General features: G+C 61.6%; 13 protein-coding genes. 9 read left to right on the top strand and 4 right to left on the bottom strand.

Features of this window, described 5'->3' with window-relative positions:
- Positions 1-363 (bottom strand): S4 domain-containing protein (locus tag VFZ66_20930; GenBank protein ID HEX6291662.1); only part of this gene is annotated, 363 nt, incomplete at its 3' end.
- Between the two features lie 408 nt (positions 364-771).
- Here VFZ66_20930 and VFZ66_20925 point away from each other — a divergent pair.
- The 4 genes from VFZ66_20925 (at position 772) to VFZ66_20910 (ending at position 4,311) form a co-directional block, all read left to right on the top strand.
- Entirely contained in the window at positions 772-1,575 is an 804-nt protein-coding gene (locus VFZ66_20925) for a DUF72 domain-containing protein (GenBank protein ID HEX6291661.1), read from the top strand.
- Positions 1,576-1,871: 296 nt separating this feature from the next.
- Positions 1,872-2,357 carry a hypothetical protein gene (locus tag VFZ66_20920; GenBank protein HEX6291660.1) on the top strand — a complete coding sequence of 162 codons (486 nt, stop codon included), beginning with the start codon at positions 1,872-1,874 and terminating at the stop codon, positions 2,355-2,357.
- A gap of 531 nt (positions 2,358-2,888) precedes the next feature.
- The gene (locus VFZ66_20915; GenBank protein ID HEX6291659.1) at positions 2,889-3,215 is read left to right on the top strand and encodes a protease inhibitor I42 family protein; all 327 of its coding nucleotides are present in this window, start codon (positions 2,889-2,891) and stop codon (positions 3,213-3,215) included.
- A 76-nt stretch (positions 3,216-3,291) separates the two neighbouring features.
- Positions 3,292-4,311, top strand: a complete 1,020-nt coding sequence (locus tag VFZ66_20910) for a C1 family peptidase (GenBank protein ID HEX6291658.1) — start codon at positions 3,292-3,294, stop codon at positions 4,309-4,311.
- A 139-nt stretch (positions 4,312-4,450) separates the two neighbouring features.
- On the opposite strand, the gene VFZ66_20905 is transcribed toward VFZ66_20910, so the two are convergent.
- Positions 4,451-5,260 (bottom strand): isopentenyl phosphate kinase, encoded by an 810-nt coding sequence (locus VFZ66_20905; protein ID HEX6291657.1) that lies wholly within the window; start codon positions 5,258-5,260, stop codon positions 4,451-4,453.
- A gap of 277 nt (positions 5,261-5,537) precedes the next feature.
- Between VFZ66_20905 and VFZ66_20900 the strand changes: the two genes are divergently transcribed.
- The gene (locus VFZ66_20900) at positions 5,538-6,281 is read left to right on the top strand and encodes a response regulator transcription factor (protein ID HEX6291656.1); all 744 of its coding nucleotides are present in this window, start codon (positions 5,538-5,540) and stop codon (positions 6,279-6,281) included.
- 37 nt (positions 6,282-6,318) lie between these two features.
- Here the strand turns inward: VFZ66_20900 and VFZ66_20895 are convergent, their stop codons facing one another.
- Together VFZ66_20895 and VFZ66_20890 are read right to left on the bottom strand one after the other, a co-directional pair.
- Complete coding sequence (locus VFZ66_20895) at positions 6,319-7,290, bottom strand: squalene/phytoene synthase family protein (GenBank protein HEX6291655.1); 972 nt, start codon at positions 7,288-7,290, stop codon at positions 6,319-6,321.
- Between the two features lie 77 nt (positions 7,291-7,367).
- Positions 7,368-8,300, bottom strand: a complete 933-nt coding sequence (locus VFZ66_20890; GenBank protein ID HEX6291654.1) for a cobalamin-dependent protein — start codon at positions 8,298-8,300, stop codon at positions 7,368-7,370.
- A gap of 171 nt (positions 8,301-8,471) precedes the next feature.
- Between VFZ66_20890 and VFZ66_20885 the strand changes: the two genes are divergently transcribed.
- The 4 genes from VFZ66_20885 (at position 8,472) to VFZ66_20870 (ending at position 12,870) form a co-directional block, all read left to right on the top strand.
- The gene (locus VFZ66_20885) at positions 8,472-8,726 is read left to right on the top strand and encodes a YggT family protein (protein ID HEX6291653.1); all 255 of its coding nucleotides are present in this window, start codon (positions 8,472-8,474) and stop codon (positions 8,724-8,726) included.
- A 75-nt stretch (positions 8,727-8,801) separates the two neighbouring features.
- Positions 8,802-10,418, top strand: coding sequence for a fused MFS/spermidine synthase (locus tag VFZ66_20880; protein ID HEX6291652.1), 1,617 nt, complete (start codon positions 8,802-8,804; stop codon positions 10,416-10,418).
- A gap of 142 nt (positions 10,419-10,560) precedes the next feature.
- Positions 10,561-10,941, top strand: a complete 381-nt coding sequence (locus VFZ66_20875; protein HEX6291651.1) for a hypothetical protein — start codon at positions 10,561-10,563, stop codon at positions 10,939-10,941.
- A 168-nt stretch (positions 10,942-11,109) separates the two neighbouring features.
- The gene (locus tag VFZ66_20870; GenBank protein HEX6291650.1) at positions 11,110-12,870 is read left to right on the top strand and encodes an amidase; all 1,761 of its coding nucleotides are present in this window, start codon (positions 11,110-11,112) and stop codon (positions 12,868-12,870) included.
- The last annotated feature ends 109 nt before the right edge of the window (positions 12,871-12,979 follow it).

Genomic DNA, 12,979 nt, shown 5'->3' with positions numbered 1-12,979 from the left:
ATCGCCGTCGTCGGTCAGGAGGATCAGGCCCTCGCTATCCGCGTCGAGCCGCCCAACCGGAAACAGGCGGCGGTCGCTTGGCACCAGCCCGACGACGGTCGGACGATCGTGGGTATCCTGCGCGGTCGAGATCACGCCAACCGGCTTATGCACCATCAGGTAGCGATATGGATCGCTCGGCTTGCGCATCTCGACAAGCTGGCCGTCGACGGCGATCACATCGGCCTCAGGATCGACCCGCGCGCCAAGCTCACGCACGACACGACCGTTGACCGTGACTCGCCCGGCCATGATCATATCTTCGGCTGGTCGCAACGCGGCTACGCCCGCTTTTGCTAATACTTTGTGTAATCGTTCAAGCATATCAACAGATCATCTCGTGCAACGTCGCGTAACCTTTTCGTCCCCTTTCGATGTCAGATCGGAACGTCATCCTGGGGGAAGCCTGGTTCGCGGTGCCTGGCCCTACGTGTGCGCGCCCTCGACTGAGGGCGTACCCGTGCGCCGTCCGGCCTGGGGCTTGGGGAGTCCCCCAACATTCCCCACCTTGATGCAGAATCGGCTGTTTTCCACAGATGCGCCCTGATTCTGCACCTGGAATTAGGTTGCTACCTAAGCAAGACTCGCGCCGTGACGGTCTATACGTTCTCTGCGGCAAGAATAGGGCCACGCGCAAGGACAATATCAGGCTATCATACCATGTCGTCGTAGGGCGTGTCGCGCTCGCTGTCACACGGATCGTGTATGATCGTGGTAGGGAGGAACATGATCATGAGCCAGAGCTTGATTCATCTGGGAACGTCGGGCTGGAGCTATGACGATTGGGTCGGGCCGTTCTATCCCACGGGCACGACCACCGCCCGGTATCTCGCGGTCTATGCGCAGCAGTTCAACACCGTCGAGATCGATGCGACCTTCTACCGCTCGCCCAGCCTGACGATGATTAAAGCGTGGCGCGAGCGCACGCCCGCCGATTTTGTGTTTGCCGCGAAAGTGCCGCGCTCGATCACCCACGACCGCGAGCTGGTCGATGTCGAGGCCGATGTGCAGGCATTCGCCGAGATCATGCGAAAATTAGGCGATAAATGCGGCCCGCTCCTGTTTCAGTTTGCGCCATCGTTTACCGCCGAGCATTTCGCCGATCTGGCCGCGCTGCTGCCCGCGCTGCCCTCGGATCTGCGCTGGGCGGTGGAGCTACGGCATAAGAGCTGGCTATCAGAGCCGCTCTACGATCTGCTGCGCGCGCATAACGTGGCGCTGGCGCATGTCGATCTGCCGTGGATGCCACGGACCACGCCGGTTACGGCGGATTTCGGGTATATCCGCTGGCTCGGCGATCGGCGAATGATCGCCGATGACTTTAGCTATGTGCGGCCTGAACTTGAGCGCGCCGCCGATCTTGACTGGTGGGCACGTCAGATCGGGCGGATGCTTGAGCGCGGCCTGCATGTGTTTGCCTATGCCAACAACCACTATCAGGGACACTCGCCGGCGACGATTCGCGCGATGCAGGCGCGGCTGCATCTGCCGGTGAGCGCGCCCCAGGAGTCGCTTGAACAGTCGCAGCTCTTCTGAGCCGTTCTGTGCAACAATTTGTGCCCGGCAGCGTCATAGCAGCAGATTGGAACCAAGGAGTTAACGCTATGCTCTGCACAAAATGCGATACCCCCAATGACGAAAATGCGCGCTTTTGTCGAATCTGTGGTACGACATTCTCTGCTCGCGCGGCTCAGCCTGCCGCTCCGCAGCCGACGTACACGTTCACCAACGCACCGATGACTGGCCCGATCTGTTCATCATGTGTGAGAGCCAATCCAGCGGGCGCGCGCTTTTGCGTCTACTGTGCCTCCCCGCTGAGTCAGCCCGCCGCGATGCCGTACTCTGTGCCGACGATGCAGCCCGCGATGGCGCAGGGCATGACGACGAACGTCGTAGTCAACTACACGCCGCCACAGCCGTTGAGCGTTATCCTTGACAGCAGCACCAACCTATTGCTGCGCGCGATCTGGTTCTTCCTGATCGGCTGGTGGCTTGGCCTGGTCTGGACGATCTTCGCCTGGCTCTTCAATCTGACGCTGATTGGGCTGCCGGTGGGCCTTATGATGTTGAACGCGATCCCGCAGGTAACAACGTTACATCATCAGCCCGGACGCCAGCCCTATCGTTATGCGCGCCCGATGAGTCCTCAGCAGCCATTGGCGCTGCGCGCGATCTGGTTCGTGCTGATCGGCTGGTGGGCCTCGCTGGTCTGGTCAATTATTGCCTGGGCGTTCTCGCTGACATTCATCTTGATGCCGATCTCGTTCTGGATGTGGAACCGCATTCCGACGATCACGACGCTCGCGGCAGAACACTAGAACCCGGTACAGCACAAGCGAAAGGGAGCCTGCACGCTCGCAGGCTCCTTGTTGTATTGGCAGCAACGCTCCGTATCGAGCACGAGGCATCCCGATCTTGGATGCGGCATGTGTAACGAGATCTCTCCGGCCCGTTAACGAGTCGCTACGCACAACAGGGCATCGTTGATGTAGCCTAAACAGGCACAGAATCTCCACCAGCACAGTTCAGATGATGTGGTTTCGCTCTTTCTCAGGTTTGGCGTTCAAACGATGACAAAGCCACGCGCATGTATCGATAGCATCGGGCGTACGGATGAGCCGAAGATCTAGTGTGGCGGTACGGCTCGACGAAGATGCCGCATGGCGGCTCGATGATATGTCGGTACGATCCAACAGATTGGACGTGCTACCAGTATGAACTGGCGCATAAGAATGTCAGTCCGCGCACTTGTGATCCGCATTGCTCTGGTCCTCTTGCTGACAGGCTGTAGTCAACAGCTCGTCCCGGCAAGCAACACGCCAGAGTCATCACCTCATGGTTCGGCAACTATGGAACCAGTACCAGTATTTCGTGATCCGGCACAGCCGGTCGACGTGGCGCTTGGGCAGGTGTTCACAATCAGGCTTGAGTCCAACCCAAGCACCGGCTACCAGTGGCAGCTAGCCCAGCCGGTAGACGAGTCGATCGTGAAGCTAGAGGGGTCGGAGTACCAGCCGCCAGCTACCGTGCTGCCCGGAGCAGGCGGCACAGAGGCGTGGACATTCCGCGCGGTTGGTCAGGGCGAAACCTCGATCGCCTTGAAGTATATCCGGCCCTGGGAAAAAGAAACGCCGCCTGCCGAGCAACAGACCTTTGCTGTTGTTGTTCACCAGTAAGACATAAAGGAGGTGCCGATTCTAACCTCTCGTGAGCTGATGGCTTAAGCTTCGGCAACATACAAGGAGGTATGTTATGGTCGTCCAAGACGTCGCAGCTCAAAAAGACCTTCGCATAGAACCAACGCCGCTCCCCTCGCCAGCGTTCACGCCCGTCTTCAATGCAAAGATCGAGGTGCCGGAAACCGGCGCAGTTGTCGGCACGGGCTGGCTGCCCCCGGTTCCCGATATGCGGGACTATACGACGGAGCAGCCGGAGATTGCCAAGATTCAACAGGCGCTAAAGATCGCGCCGATGATGCGGGGCAATCTGGCTACCTTGCCGACGATCGTCGATCTGCGCCAGTGGTGCTCTCCGATCGAAAACCAGGGCAGGCTCGGCTCATGCACCGCTCATGCGGCGGTCGGGATCGTCGAGTACTTCGAGCGCCGCGCCTTTGGAAAGCACCTGGACGGCTCGCGGCTCTTTGTGTACAAGACGACGCGCAACCTGATGGGCGTCGCAGGTGATACCGGAAGCTGGCTGCGCTACACGATGGGCGCGCTGCGGCTGTGCGGCGTGCCGCCGGAAAAATACTGGCCCTATACCGATCGCACACAGCCCGGCCCGAGTCACGAGCGGACCTTTGACGAGGAGCCGTCGTCGTTCGTCTATGCACTGGCCGAAAACTACGAGTGCCTGAGGTATTTTGCCCACGATCCGCTGGGCCAGAACCTCCAACCGGCGGCGGTGCTTGAAAGCGTGAAGCGCTATCTCGCCGCAGGAATCCCCTCGATGTTCGGCTTCTTCGGCTTCCCGTCGTTCGGCGCTGCGGATGTCACGGGTGGCTTCCCCTATCCGGGTCCGAGCGAGCGCGCCATCTGGGGCCATGCGGTCGCTGCGGTTGGCTACGACGATACCCTCGTGATCACGAACACGCAGCACAACATTAAAACCAAGGGCGCGCTCCTGCTGCGCAATTCCTGGGGCACCACCTGGGGCGATCACGGCTACGGGTGGCTGCCGTATGACTACGTGTTGAATCGACTGGCGATCGATTTCTGGTCGATGCTGGCGATGGAGTATGTGAACACGGGCGAGTTCGGGCTAGACTAGATCGCGGCGCTGTATGCGACGAGCCGCTAAAGCGTCTGCGGCAAGGAGGTCTGACGCCTTCGCCGTGGGCACCTGAGTAAAAAGGCGGCGTAATCACTGCCAGGGCGACGCAATAGTCAGCCCTGGCAGTGGCTATGTCCTAGCGCCTGATCAGCGTGCCCGCGTCGATCGCCTCGCCGTACAGCGCGCGCCGCAGGGCCGTCGGCTCCACGCCAATCAGCAGCACGTCCAGCCCTGGCACCGACTGTACCAGGCTCCACATCTGCGCGACCTTGGCGGCCATGCCGCCGGTGACATCAGTGCCGTGCGACGCGCCCGTCTGCTCCAGCACCGTCTCGATGTTGGCAGCGCTAATCTGCGCGATCCGCACGGCGGTGGGATCATGGCGGGGATCGGCGGTGTAGACTCCGGCCTCGCCGACCAGCACGATCCGTCGGGGCTGGATCTGAGGCGCGAGATAGGCGAAGAGCTGCTCGGTTGAAATAATCGCCGCGCCCTGAAGACGATCCAGCACCACATCGCCGTACACCACGGGCACGATCCCCACGTCCAGCAGCCGCTCAATCACCGGCAGCGCCAGCTCGCGCAGCGTGCCGCCCTCCGCGCTCGCCGATGCTAGCGGCTGTACGCCTACGGCGCTGACTCCGGCCTCCAGCAGCGCGGCAACGACGATCCGGTTGAGGCGGCCCATCGCGTCGGCAACGCGCGCCACGCCCTGCCAGCCCAGGGCATCATGGACGCCATGCTGCGTGCCGTACTGCTGCGCCCAGTAATGCCCGAACGAGCCGCCGCCGTGGCCGATCAAGAGCCGCAGCTCGGGCTGCTCCCGCAGTGTGGCCGCGATCGTCGTCGCGACGGTGTGCAGCGTGGCGGTGTCGAGTGCTTCGGGCTGCGTCTTGTCGGTAAGGATCGAGCCGCCCAGCTTGATGAACATGCATGTTGTACTCATATTTGAAGATCCAGCCGTATCGTTAAGCATGTTTTTCAGTTTCTTTAAGTGAATCCTTCGTTTCTCGTGCGGGCTCGAGGAGCCTGTGCGGGAACCAGCCGATTCTGCATCGGAACGGGGAATACTTGGGGGACGCCCGCGCCGGGTATCATGTGGGGCGCCATGCCCAGAGGGCACCCGACATGACACCCGCATGACACCCGCATGACACTCGCCCCGGCCTGATGGCACACTACGGAAGGCCCTTGATGTATTCGTTGCTCCGAATGAGGTTGCTATGCTGCACCCCCTCCCTACCCTGGCTGGCATGAGCATTCAGGCATCGGCCAGCTCTCGTCCTATCCACCAGCATACCGCATTCCCCATGAAGGCCGAGCTGTGTAGCCGTGTCCTGATCGTCGACGATCACAGTCTCTTCCGCCGGGTTGTGCGCGATGTCCTCGATGAACATCCGCAGCTTGCCGTCGTTGGCGAGGCGGCAAACGGCACCGGCGCGCTTTCGTTGGCGCTTGAGCTGGTGCCCGACATTGTTGTGCTGGACATGAACCTGCCGGACATCGATGGTATCACAGTCACGCGACAGCTGGTGCAGGCGCTACCTCAAACGCGCGTGGTGATCCTCACGATCGCCGCGAACGACGATCTAATCGTCGCGGCGGTGCGGGCGGGCGCCTTTGGCTTCTTGACTAAGGACATCGAGCCGGATGCACTGGTACGCGCGATTGCGGGTGTGATCGATGGGCAAATCGCGATGTCGCGGCAGACAGCGGCGCGGGCGCTGTTTCATTTTCAGCGCGCCAGCCACGCCGAGGCTTCGCCGGTTGCCAGCTTGACGGATCGTGAGATCGAGGTGATGGATCTGCTCGCTGAGGGCGCGACCGACCGACAGATCGCCGATCGGCTGGTCATTGCCGAGTCGACGGCCAAAAAGCATGTGCAGCATATTCTGCGCAAGCTCCAGGCGCGCAACCGGGCTGAGGCGGTCGCAAAATACCGCCAGGATCGAGCGCGGCTGCGCTAGCGCGCTGGCGGCTGTGGATCTTCGCCAGGAATGCCTTTTAGCAGGGCAGGTCGGTATGACCAGACCGCAAGCGTTGCACCTGATAGCGAATCGTCGGCAGCATGGCGATCTTTTCCAGCGCCGAAAGATGCGCGCGTCTCGTAAATACGTCGAAGTCATTGGCGACGATCTTGCGCAGAATGCCACGGTAGAGCAGCGCTGCGGCGGCGACCGCCATCTGCCCATCGTGGTCGAGCAGCGCAATGCCGGGCCAGCTCATGTGGTACAACTGCCCGGCGCGCTCGATCTCGTAGCGCATCAGCGCCCGAAAGCGGTCATCGCGCACGCCGTCGAGGATCTCCGCCTCGCTGAGGCCAAAGCGCCGCAGGTCCTCCAGCGGCAGATAAATTCTGCCGCGCCGCGCATCCTCGCCAATATCGCGCAGAATGTTCGTGAGCTGGAGCGCGATGCCCAGCCGAATCGCATAGACCTCGGCTCCGGGCGCGAACCCGATAATCCGCATCGAGAGCAGGCCCACCACGGACGCGACGCGGTAGCAGTAGACCCACAGCTCGGCGAACGTCTCATAGCGCTGGATCGAAAGATCCATCGCGACGCCGGCCAGCAGCTCGTTCGCCAGATCGCAGGGCAACTGGTAGCGCTCGCAGGTATCGGCCCAGGCCAGCAGCACCGGCTGGTCGTGGGGCGGGATCGGGTGCTGGACGTTGGCGACCCACTGCGCCAGCGCGCTGGCAGCATCGACATTGGTGTCGACTGCGTCGTCCGAGGTGCGGCAGAAGGCATACAGCGCCTCCATCGCCCGGCGCTTGGGCTGTGGTAAGAGGCGCGACGCCAGGAAAAAGCTTTTGGAGTGAACGCGGGTGAGCGCTCGGCACGCGCGATAGGCGGCGGCGAGCGAGGAGGCCGTTCGCGGCGTCGGGTGGCGGTGGTAGTGTGCGGTTCTCGGCAGGGCTGCCAGGTAGTAGTGCGCCGGATAGATTGTTAGCCGTGCTTCTTTTGGTGCTTCCATACAACCTGCTTTCTCCCTGAGATGATCCTCACGTCGATCTGAGCCAAACAGAGCGCAAAGACCTTCAGATCGGATCGTCAGCTACCACTGCGCCTGGTGGTCAACACCGCCCCGATTTGCTCGGCAGCCGCCACGCCATTGCCATCCAGAAAGTGAATAGCTTGCTCCTCCAGCGAAGAATCGGCAGCTCCCCTGCCGCCAATGAAGATTAAGGTCTGTGGATGCGCCTGCTGAATCTGCCGCGCCATCTGTACCGCGTGATCGGCGGTGGTCGGCGTGGTCGTCGAAATACAGACAATCTCAGGATGGACATGCGCCATCGCTTGTTGCAGCGCCTCGATCGGCACGTCCGCTCCCAGAAAGACGACTTTGTAGTTGCGCCTTACCAGGAATAGTGCCAGCAGCAGCAGGCCGAGATCGTGCTGCTCGCCCGGCGCGCACGCGGCGATGATCGTGGCGCGTCCCTCGGACACGTCGTAGATATTCAGCAGCGCGAGGAGCTTGCGGCGCAAAAACTGGCTTGAGAAGTGCTCCTGCGCGACCGAGGCCGTGCCCACATGCCACATCTCGCCGATGTCGACCAGCGTCGGCTGGATGATGTTGATGCAGGCATGGTCGAGCGGGTACAGCGCGAAGGCCTCGCTTAAGACGAGGTCCGCGGCGGGCGCGTCGAACTGCAAGAGCGCATTGCGCAAGTCCAGGCGTAGCGCCTCGAACGAGCGCGGCTGATCGCTGACCAGCGGTGTTGCCGTCTCCGTCTCCAGCAACGCAATCGCCTGGCTGATCGTCAGGCCCTCGCTGGTCCGATCGCGCAGCCAGCGAATCGTCGCGATATCGCGATCCGAGTAGAGCCGCTGCCCGCCCTCGGCCCGCTGCGGGTGGGGTAGGCCGTAGCGCCGCTCCCAGGCGCGGAAGGTATCGGCGGGCACGCCCGTTTCACTCACCACCAGTTTTGTGTTATATAACGGTGTGGTCGGATAGTTTTGCAAAAAACGCGAGGAGTTAGCCATGTCGATCTGCTCCTTATGGTTTTAGTATAGCATTCGACCAGTGTGTGTCAATGCTTTGCAAATAGTTTGTCGAAGATCTCTGGCAGACGAGCCATGCTATAATGGAGGCGTATGCCGCGCAACGGGCGCGGCAGGACATGAGCCAATGCTGCTGCAAGGATGGCTGACCACATGAACGGATTTTTCGCAACGTTTTTTCAGTTGCTCTTTAATGCGCTCTATATCGCAATTATTGGCCGAATTTTGCTCAGCTTCATCGATCAGAGCGGCCAGATGCGCATTAGCCAGATTTTGTACGAGATTACGGAGCCGATCTTAGCGCCGCTACGCCGCATTATTCCCTCGGTCGGCTTCATCGATTTCAGCCCAATGGTGGCGATTTTACTTCTGAGCGTGCTGCGCGGCTTAGTGCTGAGCGCATTCTAGTGTAGAATCACGGCATGAGGCCGATGTGGCCCATGCTCCGGCAACCATCTGCTCTACGAGGAGAAACACGTTTTCGTGCGACAACGAGCTTTTTTGATTGCCGCCGTCTTAATCGGCGGCATTTGTTCGCTTGGGATCGAGCTAACCGCGTCGCGGCTGCTCCAGCCGTTCTTCGGCTCGTCGCAGTTGATCTGGGCCAATGTGATCGGCCTGACGCTGATCTATCTCACGATCGGGTATCGCCTGGGTGGTCGGCTGGCCGATCGCCGACCCGATCAATCGGTGCTGGCGCTGATCTTACTGGCGGCAGGGCTGAGCACTGCGCCGATCCCGCTGCTGGCCCGTCCGATCCTGGCCTGGTCCGCGTCGGCGTTTACCACGTTTTCGGTTGGCGTCTTCTTCGGCTCGTTCTTTGGCGTGCTGATCCTGTTTTCAATCCCGATCATCCTGCTGGGCATGGTTTCGCCGTTCGCGATCCGGCTGAGCATGCAGGATGTGAAAACTGCGGGCAGTACGGCTGGCTCGCTGTACGCGCTCTCGACGATCGGCTCGATCGCTGGCACGTTTCTGCCGGTGCTGCTGCTGATCCCGACGATCGGGACGAATCTCACGTTTTACGTCTTTGCGCTGACGCTGGTCGTGCTGGGCGCGCTCGGTATGCGGCGGCGCGTGGCGCTGGTGGCGATTCCGGCGGTGATCCTGCTGGCGATCATGCAGCTTGGCCTGCGCGGCATTCGCGAGCCGTTCTGTCGCGGCTGTACGTCGCTCTTCGAGACGGAGAGCACCTACAACTATATTCAGGTGGCCGAAAATAATTACGGTCCCGGCGGATCGCAGCAGATCGGCCTGATCTTGAACGAGGGCCAGGCGATCCATTCGATCTACAACACGCGCTACTCCGAAACCAAGAATCCCGCCGATCTGCTGACGAACGGCCCGTGGGATTTTTTCAACGTCGCGCCGTACGTCTATGCCAATCGCGCCAAAGCCGATGTCGATAGCCTGCTGATGATCGGCTCGGCGGCGGGCACGATCCCGAAGCAGTTTGTGGCGTTCTACGGCAAGGATGTGCGGATCGACGCCGTGGAGATCGACCCCGAGATCGTCAAGGTCGGGCGCAGGTATTTCGAGATGGAAGACGAGTCGCTGCCGAACTATAACGTCTATACCGAGGATGGACGAGTCTTTCTCAATCGCACGCGCGAAACCTACGACGTGATCGGCATGGACGCCTATCACCAGCCGTACATTCCGTTCCACCTGACGACCCGCGAGTTCTTTCAGGAGGTCGACGCGCATCTGTCGCCCGATGGCGTGGCGGTGGTCAACGCGGGCAAGCCCGGCACCGACTATCGGCTGGTCCATGCGCTCGCCAGCACGATGCTCTCGGTCTTTCCGCAGGTCTTTATCCTCGACGTGCCCTCGTTCGGCAACAGCATCGTGATCGGCGTGAAGCAGCCGGTCGGCGACGGCGTGACGAACTTCACGGCGAATATGCAGCGTATGGACGATGCCGTGCTGCGCTTTGTGATGGAGCAGGCGCTGGATGGCTCCGCGCCGCCCAAGCTGCCGCTGCGTGAGTGGACCGAGCGGGATGCCGCTGAGGTGCTGGCCTTCACCGACGACTGGGCTCCCGTCGAGTCGGTGATCGATCGCATTATTCTGCGGGCGGCAGAGAGCGGGATACAGTAGCGGCGAAAGAACCAAGAACCAAGAACCGAGAACCAGCCCCTCCCCCTCGCCTATGCAATGGGAGAGGGGTGGGCGGGTGCCCTTTGGGCGGCGATTGGGGTGCGGGCCTGAACTTGAAACTTGAAACTCGATCTAAAGAGCAATGACTGAACAGAAACAACTTCGTACGCCGCGTGGCGTGATCCTGATCGCCACATTGCTGATCATCGGCGCGTTCTTCACCGGCGGAGTCGGGTTGCTGGTCCCGACGAGCACATTGAGCGAGGCGGGCTTGCCGCGCTCGCTGCTGCTGAGCGGCGCGCTGATCACCAGCGTGCTGGCCTATGGTCTGCTGCGGATGCGGCGCTGGGCCTGGGGCGCGACGCTCTCGTTTGTGCTGGTGCAGGGCTATTTCATGCTGCTGAACACGCTGATCGACGGCGTGGTGCAGTACGCGGGGCTGCTGCTCCTGCTTGGCATCGGGATCTACCTGCTGCGGCCAAACGTGCGCACGGTCTTTTTTACGCAGCGCGCGGCACGCTAACACGTCTCGGCGGCTTCGATCGATACCGGGGGCACGTATGCCAGAGCATGGCTGCGTGTCCCTTTTGCATGGCTTGGATACCGCAATGTGATGCTTGTAAAACCATCTTATTCTATGCTACAGTGGCTCGCACATCGGTCCTTTTTGGAGGGATAAGGAGGGACCATCATGTCAGGACACGACCCGGAGCCGAGCAGCCAGAAGCTCAGTCGGAGGACCTTCCTGAAATGGAGCGCAGCGGCAGCCACGTTGCCGCTCCTAGCGGACCTGGCAGAAACCTCGGCGGCAGGCGCCCATGAACTCTCTCGTATCTCGTCTGGCACGGCAGGAGCAGTGAACGATCTGGAGGAGGTGACGATCGCCGAATTGCAGGCGGCTATGGCGGCGGGCAGCTTGAGCGCGCGCCAGCTTGTCCTGCGCTACGTCCAGCGCATCCAAACGCTCGATCAGTCGGGGCCGCAGCTTCGCTCGCTGCTCGAAGTTAATCCTGACGTGCTTGCACTCGCCGATGAGCTGGATGCCGAGCGCAAAGCCAAAGGCCCGCGTAGCCCGCTCCACGGTATCCCGATTCTGCTCAAAGATAACATCGATACGGCGGATACCATGCTGACCACAGCCGGATCGCTGGCGCTCGTCGGGTCGAAGCCCCGGCAGGATGCCTTCGTTGCGCAGCGGCTGCGTGAGGCGGGCGCGATCTTGCTTGGCAAGACCAACCTGAGCGAGTGGGCTAACTTCCGCTCGACGCGCTCGTCAAGCGGCTGGAGCGGACGCGGGCGGCAGAATCTCAATCCGTATGCCCTGGATCGTAATCCGTGCGGCTCCAGCTCCGGCTCCGCCGCGGCAGTGTCCGCTAATTTTGCAGCCGCCGCCCTTGGCACCGAAACCGACGGCTCGATTGTGTGTCCTTCCTCAGCCTGTGGCGTGGTCGGGATCAAGCCGACGGTCGGGCTGGTCAGCAGAGCGGGCGTGATCCCGATCGCGCATAGCCAGGATACGGTCGGGCCGCACGGACGCACCGTTGCCGATGCTGCGGCTGTCCTCGGCGCACTCACGGGCGTCGACCCGCGCGATCCCGCCACGCAGGCCAGCGTGGGAAAATCGTACAGCGACTACACGCAGTTTCTCGATCCCAACGGTCTAAAGGGCGCGCGCATCGGCGTGCCGCGTCAGGGATTGTTTGGCTGGAGCCAGGACGCCGATCGGATCACCAATGCCGCGCTTGGGATCATGCAGGCGATGGGCGCGGTGATCGTCGATCCCGCTGATATTCCTTCGATCAGTGACATTGCTTCCAGCCCTGTCGAGTTCGAGGTGCTGCTCTACGAGTTCAAGGCCGATCTGAATCTGTATCTTGCCACACGCGATCCCAATCCGCGCTATCCGAACAGCCCCGTGATGCGCACGCTGGCCGATCTTATCGAGTTCAACCGGGCGACGGCTGCGGTGGAGATGCCCTACTTCGGCCAGGAGATCTTCGAGATGGCGCAGGCCAAAGGCCCGCTTAGCGATCCAGACTATCTGAAAGCGCTTGAGACGAGCCACCGCCTATCTCGTCAGGAGGGCCTCGATGCCGTGCTGGACAAGTACCAGCTCGATGCGCTTGTCGCTCCGACCGGCAGCCCCGCCTGGCCGATCGATCTGATCAACGGCGATCATTTTCTTGGCGGCAGCTCGTCGCCCGCCGCGATGGCCGGGTATCCGCTGGTGACGGTTCCGGCGGGCTATGTGGCCGGGCTGCCCGTCGGGATCACCTTTATGGGACGCGCCTTCAGCGAGCCGACGCTGATCAGGCTGGCGTATGCGTTCGAGCAGGCGACCAAGTTCCGGCGCGCCCCTCAGTTCCGCCCATCGATCGGGCTCCAGCGCAGGTCGAAGGTGCCGTCAACCACCACGAAGCGCAGGTTTCATGCGCGGAAGAAATCCAAATAGTCACGCGGCGATGGACGAGCGGATCAGGCAGCGCGGCTGCCGCTCCCGATCTGCCGGAGTCTGGTTGAAGAGCCTCGGTAGCTCCTGCCGGGGCTCAGTTGTTGCTGGC

Source organism: Herpetosiphonaceae bacterium, from assembly GCA_036374795.1.
Lineage (GTDB): Bacteria > Chloroflexota > Chloroflexia > Chloroflexales > Kallotenuaceae > LB3-1.
This window is presented reverse-complemented; position numbering and strand designations above follow the sequence as displayed.